This window comes from Spirosoma luteum DSM 19990 (assembly GCF_000374065.1).
Classification (GTDB): Bacteria; Bacteroidota; Bacteroidia; order Cytophagales; family Spirosomataceae; genus Spirosoma; species Spirosoma luteum.
In genome coordinates, this window is record NZ_KB893313.1 from 133,936 (window position 1) to 151,175 (window position 17,240).

14 protein-coding genes are annotated in these 17,240 nt (G+C 52.4%); 1 reads left to right on the top strand and 13 read right to left on the bottom strand.

The window, feature by feature from the left end:
• Window positions 1–54: 54 nt before the first annotated feature.
• The 11 genes from B156_RS0128445 to B156_RS0128495 all read right to left on the bottom strand — a co-directional run bounded on the left by B156_RS0128445 (window position 55) and on the right by B156_RS0128495 (window position 13,284).
• Window positions 55–1,479 (bottom strand): FAD binding domain-containing protein, encoded by a 1,425-nt coding sequence (locus B156_RS0128445; protein ID WP_040586490.1) that lies wholly within the window; start codon window positions 1,477–1,479, stop codon window positions 55–57.
• Between the two features lie 24 nt (window positions 1,480–1,503).
• Window positions 1,504–2,859, bottom strand: a complete 1,356-nt coding sequence (locus tag B156_RS0128450; RefSeq protein WP_018623217.1) for a uracil-xanthine permease family protein — start codon at window positions 2,857–2,859, stop codon at window positions 1,504–1,506.
• Between the two features lie 18 nt (window positions 2,860–2,877).
• Window positions 2,878–4,146 carry an NAD-dependent dihydropyrimidine dehydrogenase subunit PreA gene (gene preA / locus B156_RS0128455; RefSeq protein WP_018623218.1) on the bottom strand — a complete coding sequence of 423 codons (1,269 nt, stop codon included), beginning with the start codon at window positions 4,144–4,146 and terminating at the stop codon, window positions 2,878–2,880.
• Window positions 4,147–4,231: 85 nt separating this feature from the next.
• Window positions 4,232–5,572 (bottom strand): NAD(P)-dependent oxidoreductase, encoded by a 1,341-nt coding sequence (locus tag B156_RS0128460; RefSeq protein ID WP_018623219.1) that lies wholly within the window; start codon window positions 5,570–5,572, stop codon window positions 4,232–4,234.
• A 57-nt stretch (window positions 5,573–5,629) separates the two neighbouring features.
• Entirely contained in the window at window positions 5,630–5,986 is a 357-nt protein-coding gene (locus tag B156_RS0128465; protein ID WP_018623220.1) for a four helix bundle protein, read from the bottom strand.
• Between the two features lie 56 nt (window positions 5,987–6,042).
• Window positions 6,043–6,909 (bottom strand): nitrilase-related carbon-nitrogen hydrolase, encoded by an 867-nt coding sequence (locus B156_RS0128470; protein WP_018623221.1) that lies wholly within the window; start codon window positions 6,907–6,909, stop codon window positions 6,043–6,045.
• A gap of 123 nt (window positions 6,910–7,032) precedes the next feature.
• Window positions 7,033–8,415, bottom strand: coding sequence for a dihydropyrimidinase (hydA, locus tag B156_RS0128475; protein ID WP_018623222.1), 1,383 nt, complete (start codon window positions 8,413–8,415; stop codon window positions 7,033–7,035).
• A 109-nt stretch (window positions 8,416–8,524) separates the two neighbouring features.
• Window positions 8,525–8,788, bottom strand: coding sequence for a DUF5654 family protein (locus tag B156_RS0128480; RefSeq protein ID WP_018623223.1), 264 nt, complete (start codon window positions 8,786–8,788; stop codon window positions 8,525–8,527).
• Between the two features lie 47 nt (window positions 8,789–8,835).
• The gene (locus B156_RS0128485) at window positions 8,836–10,359 is read right to left on the bottom strand and encodes an NCS1 family nucleobase:cation symporter-1 (RefSeq protein WP_018623224.1); all 1,524 of its coding nucleotides are present in this window, start codon (window positions 10,357–10,359) and stop codon (window positions 8,836–8,838) included.
• A gap of 17 nt (window positions 10,360–10,376) precedes the next feature.
• Window positions 10,377–11,723, bottom strand: a complete 1,347-nt coding sequence (locus B156_RS0128490) for an aminotransferase class III-fold pyridoxal phosphate-dependent enzyme (RefSeq protein WP_026261121.1) — start codon at window positions 11,721–11,723, stop codon at window positions 10,377–10,379.
• Window positions 11,724–11,826: 103 nt separating this feature from the next.
• The gene (locus tag B156_RS0128495) at window positions 11,827–13,284 is read right to left on the bottom strand and encodes a CoA-acylating methylmalonate-semialdehyde dehydrogenase (RefSeq protein WP_018623226.1); all 1,458 of its coding nucleotides are present in this window, start codon (window positions 13,282–13,284) and stop codon (window positions 11,827–11,829) included.
• Window positions 13,285–13,325: 41 nt separating this feature from the next.
• On the opposite strand from B156_RS0128495, the gene B156_RS0128500 reads away from it, so the two are divergent.
• Window positions 13,326–13,862, top strand: coding sequence for an Lrp/AsnC family transcriptional regulator (locus tag B156_RS0128500; protein ID WP_018623227.1), 537 nt, complete (start codon window positions 13,326–13,328; stop codon window positions 13,860–13,862).
• Window positions 13,863–13,935: 73 nt separating this feature from the next.
• On the opposite strand, the gene B156_RS0128505 is transcribed toward B156_RS0128500, so the two are convergent.
• Both B156_RS0128505 and B156_RS30160 read right to left on the bottom strand, forming a co-directional pair.
• Entirely contained in the window at window positions 13,936–14,484 is a 549-nt protein-coding gene (locus tag B156_RS0128505; RefSeq protein WP_018623228.1) for a T9SS type A sorting domain-containing protein, read from the bottom strand.
• 12 nt (window positions 14,485–14,496) lie between these two features.
• On the bottom strand, window positions 14,497–16,845 hold the full coding sequence (locus B156_RS30160; protein WP_245563886.1) for a beta strand repeat-containing protein: 2,349 nt from the start codon (window positions 16,843–16,845) through the stop codon (window positions 14,497–14,499).
• Window positions 16,846–17,240: the final 395 nt, after the last annotated feature.

Here is a 17,240-nt window from a genome sequence, read left to right on the forward strand (position 1 = left end):
GTTGCACAGCAAGTAGTCTGTAGCAGCGGCTTCTTTGACTTTTTCCAGTACATACTATAGCATCGAAGTACTCAGCAACTGCTCCACTTTCAATTCCGGAAATAACTTTATAAAATGCGCCTTAATAAGTTGGCTCAGCAGCAAACGCTTGTACATCTCCGTACCACGGGCATCGCTGACGGGCGAAACTTCAGTTTGGGCAACAGCCGTTGCATGCAGAATCAGTGCCTCGGTGAGCCGTTTTCCGGTTAGAAACGTTGCCGTTTTTGTCAACTGTTTTGGAATGGGCGCAACGCCCCCGGCCGATAACCTGACGGATGTGACAACATCATCCTCAACCAGGATGCTCATGGCCGAGTTAACGCTGGCAATATCGAGGTGCGTCCGTTTGCTGACTTTCTCGAAATTGAACCGGGTGTTTTTGTCGGGTAGGGTAAAACTAATTTGTTCCAGCCATTCGTCGGGTCGTTTGTCCAGCGTTTTATAGCCCAGGTACAAATCGCGCAGGGGTAACTCCCGTAACGGATGTCCATCACTGAAGGTCAGGGTAGCGTCCAGTGCCAGAAAGAAAACGGTGAAATCGCCGATGGGTGACGCATTGATGAAGTTACCACCAATGGTTGCCATGTTGCGGATGGGCGTGGATGAAATCAGCTTTGTGTACTGACGAAAATCAGGAAAATGAGCCTGTATAATCGGCGACTCGATAAGGTCCGTTACCGTCGTTGATGCGCCCATCAGGCACTGGTTACCGGCCTGCCGGATACCTTTTAAACCAGGGGTATCGAACAAAAACCGGATGGACGCGTCCCTGATTTCGTCATGCTTCTGCACGTATACATCTGTGCCTCCCCCAACCCGATGAGCGGCCGGGTTCTCGTTCGTTAGTTCGCCATTGAGGTTTAACGCCAATGCCTGAAGCCGGTCGGCAACAGTCGAAAAATAAGTCGGTACAATGGCCTGGCTTGCAGCATAGTTTGCTGGAGCTTCTTCACTCCTATCTGCCAGCAATTGAGCCACCCGCGCAGCCGCCCGCTCGATGGATTTGTAACCCGTACACCGGCAAATATTGCCATCAACGGCCGCAATGGCATTTGCCGTGGTCGGGGCTTTTTTACTCAGGCAGAATCCAGCCATCGACACCACAAAACCAGGCGTACAAAAGCCGCACTGCGTCGCCGACTCATCGGCCATAGCCTGCTGTATCGGGTTCAGTTCATTCATGTTTAGCCCTTCAACGGTAACGATGTGCTTACCGTGCGCATTACCCAGCGGCATCAGGCAGGAGGTAGCCGTACGGTACCGTAACTCCCCCGTTGATACCTCACCGACTAGTACCGTACAGGCACCACAATCGCCCTCGCGGCAACCAATTTTCGTACCGGTCAGGTATTGATTGTACCGCACAAAATCGAGTACCGCCGTGCCGGATGGCATAGTGGTACTCACTTCTCTGTTATTTAGGATGAACGTTATCAAGCGCTTGAATTGACTATACTATTATTAGACCACCTCGGCGGGGTTTTCTTCCAGCCTATTTGTTTTGTTGCCGGTTGGTATCAATAGATTAAGCAGCAGCGCGGCTAATCCACCAGCCGAAACCCCGGACTCTAAAAACGTTTGAACCACTGTCGGTAGTGTTTTCAGCCACTCGGCCTGCGACGGAACGCCAATACCAATACCCAGTGAAATAGCGGCAATCAGCGCGTCCCGTTGTGATAGCCCTCCCGACATCATCAGGCGTAAACCAGATACCGCCACCAGCCCAAAAAGCATGATGGCCAGCGCGCCCAACACGCAGGGCGGCATGACCGTTATCCAGCGGCCTACCGGCGGAAAAAGTCCCAGACAGAGCAGCATAATGGCCATGATCCAGCCAATTCGGCGGGCTGCTACGCCTGTCATTTGAATAACGCCGTTGTTTTGGGCATAGGTAGCACTCGGAAATCCACCAATCAGCGTGGAGCTGATGCAGGTAAGTCCGTCCGCTACGACACCACCCCGAATCCGGGCCCAGTGGTCGAGGCCGGTCGTGGGCAAACCAGAGAGCTGCGACGTAGCGGTAATGTCACCCATGGCTTCCAGCACACAGACGAGGTAAATAAACGCAAAAGGAACTAACAACTCCCATTGAAACGCCAGTCCATACGGGAAAAGTTGCGGCACCGTCAGCCAGGAGCCGTCACCCGGTTCGGGCGTTTGAAGCCAGCCCATCACCCCACAAAGAATATAGCCGGTAGCTACGCCAATCAGTACAGCGGCCATTCGCGCCCAGGCTTTGCCAATGGACTGCGCAGTGATCATAACGATAACCACGACCAGGGCAATCAGTCCCCCACTCCAGCCCGGTGCGCCTTCGGCCGGTAGGCGGGCAATACTCCGCATCCCCGTCGGAATAAGCGAAAGGCCGATCAGCAACACAACGATCCCGGAAACCAGTGGGGTAAATACGCGTTTCAGTTTGGGTAAAAAGGGGGCCAGTACCAGTTGTACTGGCGTTCCGGCCAGCGACATACCCACCATAAGTGGCAGTCCGCCCGTAGTACCCGCCTGAATCAATGGGGCCAGAAAGGCAAAACTGGTACCGGTGATGCTGAGCAGCCCCGACCCAACAAAGCCAAATCGCATAGTCTGTAGAAATGTACCCAGTGCCGATGCGACCAGTGCCATGCTGACCAGATAGGCCGTAACCTGTGGACTGAAATGTAGAATACCCGACAAAATCAGTGCCGGGGTGATGGTGCCAACAACCATAGCCCCCACCTGCTGCACACTCACCAGAAGCGCCGGAACCAGAGGAACGGTATCGTCCAGACCGTAAACGAGACGGGTAGCTTTCGCGTCAATGGGTTCGCTCATAGGGTATCCGTGCGTAAATCAGTGGTCATTCAGCGGCATTCCGCGCTGTTGGAATTCTTTCCAGTTCAGGTATTCATCGCCCTTGCGCTGCTCTACCATGGTGATGCAACTATCCACCGGACAAATTAATTTACACAAATTACAACCTACGCACTCATCTTCTTTGATAGAGTAGGTGTTATAGGGGTTACCATACGTCAGATTGATGGACTGGTGGGAGGTATCCTCGCAGGCAATGTAGCACAGGCCGCAGTGAATACACTTGTCCTGGTCGATGTTGGCAACGATGTGGTAGTTGATATCCAGGTCTTCCCAGTGGGTAATGGTCGGGACAGATTTACCAATGAAGTCATCGAGGGTTTTGAAGCCTTTTTCGTCCATCCAGTTGTTCATACCATCAATCATATCCTCCACAATCCTGAACCCGTGCTTCATCACGGCGGTGCAAACCTGCACGTTGGAAGCCCCCAACAGCATAAACTCGACGGCATCTTTCCAGGTGCTTACGCCACCAATCCCCGACACCGGAACGCGGGCCGTAACCGGGTCCTGCGCGATGGTCGTCAGCATTTTCAGGGCAATAGGCTTCACCGCCGGGCCGCAATACCCACCATACACCGATTTGCCAGCCACGTACGGATTGGGCACAAACGTGTCCAGATCCACGCCCGTTATCGACTGAATGGTGTTGATCAGGGAAAGCGCATGGGTACCACCTTCCACCGATGCCCGGCCCGTTGGCACCACCGAATGCACGTTGGGTGTCAGCTTGGTAATGACCGGGATGGTAGCTCTTTCCATCACCCATTCCACCACCATTTTAGCAATTTCGGGGTCCTGCCCCACGGCGGCACCCATGCCCCGCTCGGTCATCCCGTGCGGGCATCCGAAGTTGAGTTCCAGTCCGTGGGCACCGGTATCTTCCACCTGCGCAATCAGTTCGTGCCATTTCTCCCGACTGTTGTCGGCCATGAGCGACACCACCATTGCCCGGTCGGGAAACAGGCGAACGCACTCGGCAATCTCGCGGAGGTTAATGTCCAGAGGACGGTCGGAGATAAGCTCGATGTTATTGAATCCCATCACTTTATGACCGCCGTAATCAACCGCCGAATAGCGGGAAGAGACGTTCTTCACCTGACTGCCCAGAGTTTTCCAGACTACGCCCCCCCAACCCGCTTCAAAGGCACGGAGCACGTTATACTGTTTATCCGTTGGTGGGGCACTCGCCAGCCAGAATGGGTTCGGCGATTTGATACCCAGGAAGTTTGCGCTTAAGTCAGCCACTTTTTAATGAGTGAATGAGCGAATGAGTGCAAGAGCGAATAGAGGAAGGGACCTGCGTCAGCATTTCACTCTTTCGCTCTTGCACTCATTCGCTCTGTATGAAGTTTAAAATCGCCTTCGCACCGTCTTTCCCCGCCTGCACGGCGTCGACCACTTCTTTTCCGCCGTTGACGCAGTCGCCACCGGCAAACACGCCGGGCAGGTTGGTGGCCTCCCCGTTAATGGCGATTTTGCCGTTCCAGTGGTCTAACTGGTTGGTGCTGACCAATGCTTCGTAGGGGACCTGACCGGCGGCTTTGATGACCATGTCGACATACAGCGCAATCGTTTTGCCGGTTTCTACGGGTGAGCGACGCCCGCTGGTATCGGGTACCCCCATTTCCATGACGCTACAAATGAGTTGGGTAACGCGTCCGTTTTCACCTTTTATTTCCTTGGGCGAGGCCAGCCAGATAAGGTTGCACCCGTCCAGTTTAGCCAGATTCAGTTCTACTTCGGTGCTCGGCATTTCGGCCTGGGTCCGGCGATATACAATGGTTACTTCACTAGCCCCCAGTCGTTTGGCCTGTGTAGCGGCATCGATGGCCGTCATACCCAGACCAATTACCGCAACTTTGTCGCCAATGGGAACGGACGGATAGCCCCGTTCGCGAATGTCGTAGATGAACCGGATGGCATCTTCTACACCCGTTAGGTCCTCACCCGGAATGTTTAGTTGCCGGGCCACGCCCACACCGATACCGAGGTAGACTGCATCATAGTTGGCCCGTAACTCGTCCAGTGAAATGGTTTTGCCCAGTTCCTGTTCATACTTAATATCGATACCCCCCAGCGAGGTAATAAAATTGACCTCCTCTTCGCAGAATTCGGGGGTTACTTTATAAGCCGCAATCCCATAAGTCATCAGCCCACCGCCTTTACTTTCTTTCTCATAAATGGTCACGTCTACCCCTTCCCGACTCAGCGCATGGGCGCAGCTCAAACCAGCCGGACCTGCCCCCACGACCGCTACTTTCCGCCCCGTAGATGGTTTGCGCTGGAACAGCGGCCACTTGTGGGCAATGGCTTTTTCGGTGGAATACCGCTGGAGTTTGGCAATGGGAATGGGCGGTTCATCCATCAGGTTGAAGACGCAGGAACCTTCGCACAGCTTTTCTACCGGGCACACTTTTGCGCAGCCGCCCCCCATAATGTTGGCATCCAGGATGGTATAGGCCGACCCTTTTATGTTGTCCGTCGTAATCTGCTTGATAAACTTGGGAACATCGATGCTCGTCGGGCAGCTTTTGGTACAGGGGGCATCATAGCAAAACAGACAGCGATTCGCTTCCACCAAAGCCGCTTCCCGTGAGTCGAAGGGCGGATGAATATCGCTGAAATTCTGCTCGTACTGCTCTGTCGTGAGCCGGTTGTTCTGTATGGCCACTTTGTATCAATGATAAATTATAAATGATGAATGATAGGATTCTTTTTCCCCATTCCGTCAACGATTATTTTTACTGGTGATAATAATGCTTCGAATCAGTTTCAGTAACTCATTTGCATCCTGGTGAATACTATCGAATTCATGGCCAATGAGATAGTCTGTCTCCTTGAGTAATTCAAGCCAGTACATTGTCTCATCCGTTTCTTTCTGGGCAATTCCCAATTTATGAATAAAATCTGCTTTACTTTCCGCATTGTCTGCTTCACGAACATTAGCACCTATTGATGTACCAGACCTCAACATTTGCTTACTCAGGACAAACTCTTTTTTGCTATCTATGAGATGCTGATATAGTCGAATTACACGGATGGCAAAGCGAAAACTTTTGTCAAGAACGGCATTATCCTTTTTCATTGTGATGGTGGGTTATGAAATCATTCATCATTCATCATTCATCATTCATCATTCATCTACAACTCCACCAGTTTATCATACGTCTCCGGGCGTCTGTCCCGGAAGAACTGCCACGTGTTGCGGACTTCGTCAATCATGTTGAGGTCGAAGTCGGTGATGAGCAGCTCGTCTTTATCTTCCGAAGCCGTAGCAAAAATCTGGCCGCGTGGGTCCACGAAATACGAGGTGCCGTAGAAGCGGCCAAGATCCCAGGGTTTCTCTTCACCAACGCGGTTGATACAGCCCATGAAATAGCCATTGGCCGCGGCATGGGCGGGCTGCTCCAGTTTCCAGAGATACTGCGACAATCCTGCTACCGTAGCCGACGGATTGTAGACTATTTCGGCACCATTCAGCCCCAGACACCGCGCTCCATCGGGAAAATGGCGGTCATAGCAGATGTAGACGCCGATAGTGGCGTATTTGGTTTCAAAAACCGGATAGCCCAGGTTACCGGGTTTAAAGAAATATTTCTCCCAGAAACCCGACGTGTGCGGAATATGGTTTTTGCGGTATTTGCCCAGATAGGTGCCGTCGGCATCAATCACAGCCGCCGTGTTGTACAGTACCCCCGGCTGCTCTTTCTCATACACCGGCACAATGATGACCATGTTGTATTTTTTGGCGTATTCGGCCATACGGTCGGTGGTGGGGCCGGGCACCGATTCGGCGGAGGCATACCATTTACTATCCTGCCCCGGACAGAAATAAGGCGTGTTGAATATTTCCTGCAGACACAGAATCTGCACGCCTTTCTGACCGGCTTCTTCGATGAGTGGAATGTGCTTCTGCACCATCGCTTCCTTAATTTCCTCAATCGTCCCTTCCCCTTCGGTCATGGGCAGACTCATTTGGATTAAGCCCGATTTAATGATTCTTGGCATCTCTTTTAGGTGGTTTATAGTTTATAGTTTACGGTTTATGGTCTTCGGTTTACGGTTGGCTGACGCAAAAATGATGACGCGTCAGCCAACCGTAAACCGAAGACCATAAACCGTAAACCGCCCTCATATCTTCCCGCTCACTTTATTTCGCTTGATGAACTGTCCGTACCCTTTGTCGACCAGACAGGTATTATCATCAATGGCAACGGTGCCGCGCAGCAAAACGGTTTTCACTTTGCCGGTCAGCTCCATGCCTTCGTAGCCCGAATAATCAACGTTCATGTGGTGCGTTCCGGCCGAAAGCATATGTCTTTCTTCCGGGTCAAAAATAACAATGTCGGCATCGCTACCCACGGCAATGGCTCCCTTGCGGGGGAACATGCCGAAGATTTTTGCCGGGTTAGTGCAGGCTACTTCCACGTATTTATTCAGGGTAATCCTGCCTTTGTGAACCCCTTCGCTGTAGAGCAGTTCCATCCGGTTTTCGATGGCCGGGTGTCCGTTGGGAATCTTTGAGAAATCGTCTTTCCCCATTAGTTTCTGTTCCCACATGAATGGGCAGTGGTCAGTGGCTACCACCTGCACCAGGCCCTGGTTGATACCTGCCCACAGGGTTTGCTGGTCTTTTTTCTCCCGCAACGGTGGACTCATAACCCACTTGGCTCCCTCGGCCTCATTTTCATAAAGCGAGGCATCCAGAATCAGGTACTGAATGCAGGTCTCGACAAATACTTTTTGGTTACGCCGGGTGGCATTCCGAACGGCATTCAGGGCACCCTCGCAGGTCAGGTGAACAATGTAGCCGGGGCAACCGGTATAATCGGCCATGTCGGCAAAGCGGCCGCTGGCTTCCGCTTCCGTCACTTCGGGTTGCGACAGGTAATGGTACAGGGGCGACAGTTTCCCCTCGGACCGGTGTTTGGCCACGAGGTAATCGATAACATCACCATTGGTGGCATGCACCGTCACCATACCGCCCTGCTTTTTCACTTCCTGCATAAGGCCAATCATCTGACTATCGTCAATCATCAGCGCCCCTTTGTAGGCCATGAAGGTTTTGAAGGATGTAATTCCCTCCTCTTCCACCATTTCCCGAATTTCAGCTTTCGTATTTTCGTTGAAATCGGTCACGGCCATGTGAAAACTATAGTCCCCCACGGTGGTTCCTCTGGCACGGGAATTCCAGTCGGCCAGGGCTTCTTTCAGCGAATGTCCCTGCTTTTGCAACACAAAGTCAATCACTGTGGTTGTGCCGCCATGCAGGGCTGCCCGAGTGCCTGTTTCGTGCGTGTCGCTCGAAAAGGTACCCATAAACGGCATGTCCAGATGCACGTGCGGGTCGATACCACCGGGAAATACCAGTTTACCCGTAGCATAAATCGTCCTATCGGCCTGCATCGGCAGGTTCTTTCCGATAGCTGAAATGGTTTCGCCATCTATAAAGATATCGGCTACGTAATCGTCCGTGGCGGTAACGATGCGGCCATTCTTGATGAGTATGCTCATTAATGTAAATCGTTTCGATGCCGTTCAGTAGTACGTGCATATGAACCCACGGATACCTCTTTTTATGGTTTACAGCTGCACTAAACGTAATGACTACCGGCAAGATACCCTATGAATCAACTTCCCGCTTAATGATGGCCTCACCCCCTACTCTGGCAGCAACATTGGTTAAGAGAAGGACAACCACCACCGCAACAACCGTTGCCACAACGGCATAAATGTATTTTGATGCCAGGCCGTCATTACCACTCAGTAACAGTTTAATCGTAGCCTTAATGGCATCATTCCAGGCAAGGGCCGCCACCAAGCCGAGTGCTGCACTGGAAAGGGTAATCATCGATTGTAGAATCATTTTGGTTGTCTGTGCAGTCATGATCCTTCCGCTTGATTTGATAAATGGTTATCTCTTAGTCCGTAAAATTAGTTGACATATTTGACCGAAGGATGCTCAACAGGCAAACCCTGGCTTATCTGACGGTTAAATAAACGATTATCCATCAATACCAGATACACTCCACCGCTCACAAAGAATCCAACAAACCAGGCGTAGTTGTACAATTGCGAAATCCAGCCGGGAACGCTACCAGCCGGAATAACTTGTATCGTCGTCAGAAAGCCAGGAATGTTGGGCAGAATACCGAGTAATAGAGCTATGATAGCGGCCGTATTAAAGCCTTTCCTAAAGGTATACATCCCCGTTTCGCTGTACAAATCACCAACCCGGAGCTGCTGTTTCCGCAGGAAGAAATAATCAGCAATCATGATCCCTCCTACCGGACCGAGCAGGCTGGAGTAGCCCACCAGCCACGTAAAAATAAAGCCCGTGGGGTCGGCAATGAGCTTCCAGGGAAAAATCAGAATGCCAATCACACCCGTAATGTATCCCCCTTTTCGGAAGTCGATTTTCGCGGGAGCCAGATTGGCAAAATCATTGGCCGGACTAACGATGTTGGCCGCTATGTTAGTGGCCAGCGTAGAGATAGCCACGGCAATCATGGCGAGACTAACCAGCAGTTTACTGTCAAATTTCCCGGCCAGAACGAGCGGGTCCCAGATAGTGGTGCCGTAAATAATTGTGGTAGCCGACGTTACCACTACGCCGATGAACGAAAACAGCGTCATGGCTGGTGGCAGGCCGATAATCTGCCCGGTAACCTGCGCTTTCTGACTGACGGCGTAGCGGGTAAAATCGGGGATGTTCAGCGACAGGGTAGCCCAGAAACCGACCATGCCGGTAAGGGCCGGGAAGAAAAACGCAAAAAAGGCTGCCGTAGATGTGAATTTGGCGGGTTGCTCCAGGATAGGTCCTAGTCCATTACCGGCTGAGATGGCCCACCAGAGTAACGCCAGAGCGGCCACTGGCAGAAAAAAGGCTTTGAAAACCAGCAGTTTCCGGATGCTATCGACACCAAGGTACACGACATACATATTGAGCAACCAGAACAAAAAGAAGCAGATAGCCGGACCCGTTTCTAACCCGAAGGAAGCTGGAAAAACGGTCGGCAGTGTCTCCAGCGAGGGTATCCATAACCTCAGCATCTGGTAGATAGAAAAACCACCAATCCAGGTCTGGATACCGAACCAGCCACAGGCGACAATGGCCCGGAGTAACGCCGGAATATTGGCCCCTTTGGTACCAAAACTGGACCGGACCAATACCGGAAACGGAATGCCGTATTTGGCCCCCGCACGGCCGTTCAGCACCATCGGAATGAGCACAATGCTGTTCCCCAGAAAAATAGTCAAAATGGCCTGCCACCAGTTCATCCCCCCCTGAATGAGCGAACTGGCCATCATATACGTAGGGATACACAGGCTCATACTGATCCATAGGGCCGCGTAATTCCAGGTCGTCCACGTTCGTTTCGACGCGGGTATAGGGGCCAAATCCTCGCTGTAGAGCGCAGCCGATTCGGCAATGGGGGCTTCGGTTAGTTCCGGCATAGCAGGGCGATTTTCAGTTAGTCCACGTACGCATCGGCAATTTTCAGGGCTTCGCTGATGATGGCCAGGCCTTCGTCGATTTGCTCCTTCGTAACGCACAGGGGTGGTGCCACGAAGATATAACTCCAGCGCACAAACGTGTACATGCCCAACTCCTTAATTTTTGCGGCTACCTTACTCATCACGGCCATTTCGTCTGGTTTAGCATTGAAGGGTGCCATTGGCTCTTTAGTCGTTCGGTTTTTGACCACTTCAAAACAGCCCAGTAAACCCGTCGTCCGGAAATCGCCAATGCTGGGGTGTTTCTGCTTCATCAATTCAGCCTGAGCCGCTACGTAAGTACCCATTTCGGCCGCGTTTTCGATCAGGTTATCAGTCTCATAAATGTTGATGTTTGCCAGCGCAGCCGCACATCCCACCGGGTGGGCCGCGTAAGTCATGCCCGTTGCCAGCACGGTATCGTCGTAGCGGGAAGCAATTTTATCCGTCACCATCAGGCACCCAAAGGGGATATAGCCACTGGTGATTCCCTTGGCCATCGTCGCCATATCGGGCACGATACCGTGGTTTTCAAACCCAAACCACTTCCCCGTCCGACCAAACCCGCTCATCACTTCGTCGATAATTAGCAGCATCCCGTGTTTATCGCATATGTCCCGCACGGCGGCCATGTAGCCCACCGGGTACTGCAAACAACCCGACGTACCCGATTCGCCTTCCAGCATAATGGCGGCTATCGTACCCGGCCCTTCGTAGGCAATGATCCGCTCCAGTTGCGCCACGGAATCGGTCAGCATACTGGCTTCGTCGTGATTCCAGCGGTATTTGTACGGGATGTCGATGTGTACGAAGTTGGGTGCCTGTTGAGAATCGTCGGGGATCTTGCGGGGGTCGCCCCCAACGGACAGGGTGCCGTAGGTAGCCCCGTGGTACGACTGGTAACGACTCAGAATCTTATGGCGACCGGTGTACAACCGGGCCAGTTTGATGGCGGCTTCGTTGGAGGTGGCTCCGCACAGGGTGAAGAAGGCTTTATTCAGGTCACCGGGGCATATCTCGGCCATCTTTTTACCCAGTTCTCCCCGCACTTTGGTTACGCAGTAAGGTGTCACGTAGCTCACTTCCTGCATCTGCCGGACCACGGCATCGGTGATACGCTGGTCGCCGTGGCCGATGTTCACGTTCATCAGGCCCGACGAAAAGTCGAGGTAGCGCTTATCGTCGTAGTCGTACAGGTAAACGCCTTTACCATATTTGACGGCTATGGGCGAAATGTTTTTCTGTTTGCTCCAGGCAAATACCGTGTAGTCAAAACTATCCTGTAGTACGTCCTGCGTTTCGGAAAGCGTGGCGGTGTCAAGCATAAAGTTTGTAGTTTGATGTTCGTAGTTTGACGTTAGCTGACGCAAGAATGTTAGCGTATAAACTAACATCAAACCTCAAACGACGAACGTCAAACAGTTTTGATTAACTCATCCAGTTTATCCCGGCTTCGGGGTTCCACTTGGTGGTGCTCTTCTTGAGTTTTGTCCAGAATTCGATGGAGCTTTTGCCGGTAATGTCGCCTACCCCAAAGCGGCTCTCGTTCCAGCCACCAAAGGAAAAAGGCTCACGGGGAACAGGAACGCCCACGTTAACGCCTACCATCCCGGCACTGGCTTTATCCATGACGTACCGGGCCATGCCACCATTTTGCGTAAACACCGACGCAGCATTGCCGTACGGATTCGCGTTTTCGATGGCTAGTGCTTCGTCCACTGTGTTGGTACGCATGATGCTGATGACCGGCCCGAAGATTTCTTCTCTGGCGATGGCCATGTCGGGCGTTACATAGTCAATTACCGTTGGTCCCACGTAGGTACCGTTTTCTTTCCCGGCCACCGTTGGATTACGACCGTCGACCAGCACCTTAGCGCCCTGACTTTCGGCTTCGGTAATGTAGTGTTCTATTCTGTCTTTCGACTCCCGGTTTATCACCGCACCGAGGTTCTGGCCGGGTACCACTTTCCGGGCCTCTTCACAAAGTTTCTCAATAATATGGTCGACGGGGCCAACGGCCACCATGGCCGAAGCCGCCATGCACCGCTGACCGGCGCAACCCGCCATGGAAGCCGTGATGTTTTGGGCGGTCATGCCAGGGATGGCGTCGGGCAACACAATCAGGTGATTTTTAGCTCCACCCAGGGCCAGGCATCGTTTCAGGTTTCCCGTAGCCCGTTTGTACACTGCTTTCGCGATTTTGGTGGAACCAACGAAGGATACGGCTTCAATGTCGGGGTGGTCGCAGATGGCTTCTACAATTTCCCGGTCGCCATGCACCACGTTGAATACCCCCGGCGGCAGTCCGGCTTCCTGTAGCAGTTCAGCCAGTCGACCCACGCTAAGCGGCACTTTTTCGGAGGGTTTTAGAATCATGCAGTTACCCAGCGCAATGGCATTGGGAATAGTCCAGTTGGGGACCATGCTAGGGAAATTGAACGGGACAATACTCGCCACCACGCCTAGCGGTACATGTTCCGTCCGGCATTCGACGCCCCGGCTCACTTCCAGAATTTCGCCCGTAACGAGTTGGGGCAGGGAGCAGGCAAACTCGGCCAGTTCTGCCCCTTTTTCAATTTCGGCTACGGCTTCCTCGTAGGTTTTCCCGTTTTCTTCCTGAATCAGCAGGGCCAATTCTTTCAGGTTTTTCTCCAGCAGGGCTTTGTAGCGGTAAAAGACCTGCACCCGCTCCTTAATGGTGGTTCGACTCCAGGCTGGGAAGGCTTTTTTGGCCGCTTCTACGGCGGTTGCCAAATCCGTCCCTGTCGACAGAGGAACGGTAGAAAGCAGGGAGCCATCTACCGGAGAGATAATGGGTAAGGTCCGGTCGGTGGCGGCTGCCACAAATTGCCCATTGCTGTAATTTTGAACCGGGGTGTACTTCATATAGTTTACGCCGACAACTGCATATTTTGCAGTATAATAAGATGCAAACTAAAAAAAAGTCAGTAACCCGGCAATTAAATCTATTATTTTTAGGAAAATTTATTGCCGTGGAGAAAACGCAACTCATACTGGACGACTTGGACTTCGGTGTGCTTTCCTGTCTTCAACAAGATGGCCGGATGTCGTTTACCGACATGGCCGACCGGCTGAACGTATCGGTTGGAACGGCGCGAACCCGGCTGAACCGCCTGATCGACGACGGCATCATCAGCATCATTGGTCGGATTGATCCTGACAAGGCCGGTTTTGGGGCTTACGCTCACATCGCGGTATATGTTCGACCGGCCACCTTGAAGGAGTCGGTTGCCCAAACCATTGCCAGCCGCCCCGAGGTTAGCTTTTTAGCCAGCACCTCGGGTGAGTACGACCTGGAAGTGGATGTAATGTGCCCGGACAATGCCCACCTGGTGCAGTTTGTGAGCGATCTATCGAGCATCGAGGGTGTTCACCAAACCAAAACAACCCTCTATTTCAAAGTCTACAAATACGCCCAGCCGGATTTGAGTTTGCTGAAGTAATACACAGTAAGCCAGCAAGGCACAGCGGAGAATTGCTATGCCTTGCTGGCTCAGACCGTTCTTTCGGAACCAGTTACTTTTTTATCAGCCTCAAAACCTGGTTATCCTTACCGGTTTCTACCTGATACAGATACACGCCAACGGGCAGGCGACTCAGGTCGAGTACTGTGCGGTGTGTACCGACCGGTTCAACCGCCTGTCCGTCTGATTGCCGGATCATACGCCCATGGGCATCCGTAAGCGTTTGCCTGACGCGGAGTGATTCAGGCAAACTATATTCTACCGTCGTTGTGGTTTCAAACGGATTCGGGAACGCCCTGACCGTTAGTGTGGTGCCGGGTTCAACCGACAGGGCACTCGTTGCGGGCTGTATCGTTGCCAGGAAGACGGAGCCTGCCTGCGCCACAAAACCCGGCTGTAGCGTGACCGACTGGCCAGCCGTGTAACGAACTGTAGCCCTGGTCTCCACTACATTAACAGCGGTCAGATGGTCGATGGCCTGGTCTTCGCGAACGGTCCCGGCTGTTACAGACTGAGTAAGAGTAGCCGTGCGGACATTTCCCTGTGCAAAGGCGCCCACGTAGGCTAGCAAAAAAGCAAGGGTAATCAGTAGTCTTTTCATGATTCGGTCGTGTTATAAGGTTGACTTTCTGCGTAGTGTATTACTTTTCTTTACGGGTTGGGTACGCTGCTGACGGAGTTGTTCAACCTCATTGTGCAGGGTTACGACGTAAAGGGTCAGTTCTTCTATTTTCTCCAGTAGTTTGGCATTCATCTTCGCCACGTCCATACCCTCCTTCACCACTTCCTCCGCCGAGGCAATACCCGGCAGGTGCTGATGCTGCTGAATGTACTGTGCCACCTCACCCAGCGGAGCCAGCCGGTAGCCCGGGGCAAAAACCTTATCGCTCCAGTCGTCGGTGTTCTTGATGGCCACTTTCACCTTCTCGGCCAGCAACCCCTGACCTACGTACAGGCTGTAGCCCGCCGGGGTCTTGCTCACCCCTTCACCAATCACCACGCCCCCGGCCCTGTTGCGCACCAACTCCCCCGACCGCTCCCAGAGGGCGTCCTCCGCGGCCACACGGGCACTGCTGCCATTGGTGCTGCCCAGAATGACGTTGCCGCTACCATCGACGGTGAGGAATTTGGTCTGGTTGAGGGCGGTGGCGGGGGAGCCGCTGGTGAGGTTCTCTAATCGTAATCCCGCTTGGTTGGCCACGCCACTGGTGAGGTGGAGTTTGCTGGTGGGGTTGCTTGTACCGATACCTACGTTGGCATTGTTGCCCAGTACGAGGGCATTGCTGATGTTGACTTTGGCGTTGTTGCCGATGGCCGTGGCGTTATCCAGATTGCCTGATCCGGCATCGGCCTGGTAACCCAGAAAAGTATTGTTGTTACCGGTAGTGTTTGTGTTGCCAGCCTGGTAACCCATAAAGACATCTTTGGTGCCGGTTGTGTTAAATTGACCAGCCTCCTTACCCATGTACGTGTTGGAGTGGCCCGTGGTGCTGCGAACACCGGCGTTATATCCGACAAAAATGTTATCATAACCTGATGTGTTAGCCAGACCTGCCTGACTGCCTAAAAATGTATTGTAAACACCTGAAGCGCCAGCGTTGCTACCTATCGATATATTGCCAAATCCAGATGTGTTACTTAGGCCAGCACTGCTGCCAATAAGTATATTTCTGAAGCCGGTCGTATTGTTAATACCTGCTCTGGCACCCAAGAAAACGTTCTCCCAGCCAGTGGTGTTTCTCACGCCCGCTTCGTTGCCCAGAAACGCGTTACTATAGCCATTTGTGTTGTTGGAACCGGTGTTCTGGCCCATAAACGTATTCTTGCTGCCGGTGGTGTTGGAAAAGCCGGTGAACGAGCCGACAAATACGTTGTCCTCCCCCGTGCTCGTTGGATAACCGGCATTATACCCCACAAATGTGTTTCTGTTGCCCGTGGTGTTCAGCGAACCGGCCCTGTGCCCCATGAATGTGTTGGCACTACCCGTTGTGTTTTGCAGACCGGCACCAAAGCCGACGAAGGAGTTGCTGCTGCCCGTTGTGTTCAGATAACCTGCCTGATAGCCCATGAACACATTACTGTCACCCGTCGTATTGAACCGGCCGGCACCCGAACCGATAAATGTGTTATTCGGAGCGGTTGTGTTTTCATATCCAGCCTGATAACCCATAAACGTGTTGTCCACACCCGTCGTGTTACCTCTGCCTGCCTGATACCCCACAAAGGCATTTCGACTGCCCCCGGTATTCAAATACCCAGCCTGGTGCCCTGTAAACGCGTTGAAACTGCCCGTCGTGTTAAAGTGACCTGCGTCTAAGCCCGAAATGACGTTGAAACTGCCCGTCGTATTTTCGTAGCCCGCGTAAGCGCCGGTAAAGACGTTAAAACTGCCGGTCGTATTGGAATAGCCAGTCTTGCTGCCAATGAACGTGTTGTTGGAGACGGTGTTGTTGAATCCTGCCGAATCCCCAATAGCCACGTTGTTGTGTCCTGTTTGGTTAGCGCGACCTGACAAAACACCCAGATAGGCATTACTGTAGCCGGTGGTGTTATTTACACCCGATTCGGCACCGACAAATACATTTGTACTACCTGTCTTGTTGGCCTGCCCGGTTCGGTAACCCATAAAGGTGTTTGTATTGCCCGCATTATTCGAGTTACCAGCTTCATAACCCATGAACGTGTTATTGTTCCCTGATGCATTACCGACTCCTGCGTATGTTCCTACTATCGCGTTTTTACTGCCCGTTGTGTTGTTTACACCCGTAAACCCTCCTAAAAAGGTATTAGTACTTCCTGTCATGGTTACATTACCTGCAGAAGGACCGACCAGGGTATTTTGTGAACCCGGTGTAGCTGAATTGGGCGTGTTAGCCACATAGTTGGTTTGAGCCAGCAGCGAAAGGGAGGTCAGCAACAGCATCGTTACAAGGCCCGAACGAAAGAAAGTATTTGTTCTCATGATCATAGAAGGTTGACGTGAAAATAGAGAGAAAATTCAGGGTAGCGACCGAACTCGTGGCCAGGAAATCAAGCCCTGCCATTGCGGTTTTACGGGTGGTTTAAAGGCCCATATCAACTCGCCCGGGTATTGCATCCCGGCAGCTAATGTATTGCATAAAACCACGAATTAATTAGCCGGTCAACAGAATGTCCCAAAACCGAAAGGAATAGTCCCAGGATTGATAGGGATAGTGCCTCAGCGAGCTTTTTCAGTGTACACTGACGGGCTGAAACACGGTTCGGGCCGCCTACAGGATATGGGCACGATAACAAGTTAGGCATCTATTTATTGACAAAATACCCTACAAAAGAGGTATTGTGAGTCGGGGCGTCACCGATAGCCTTGTTCTGACA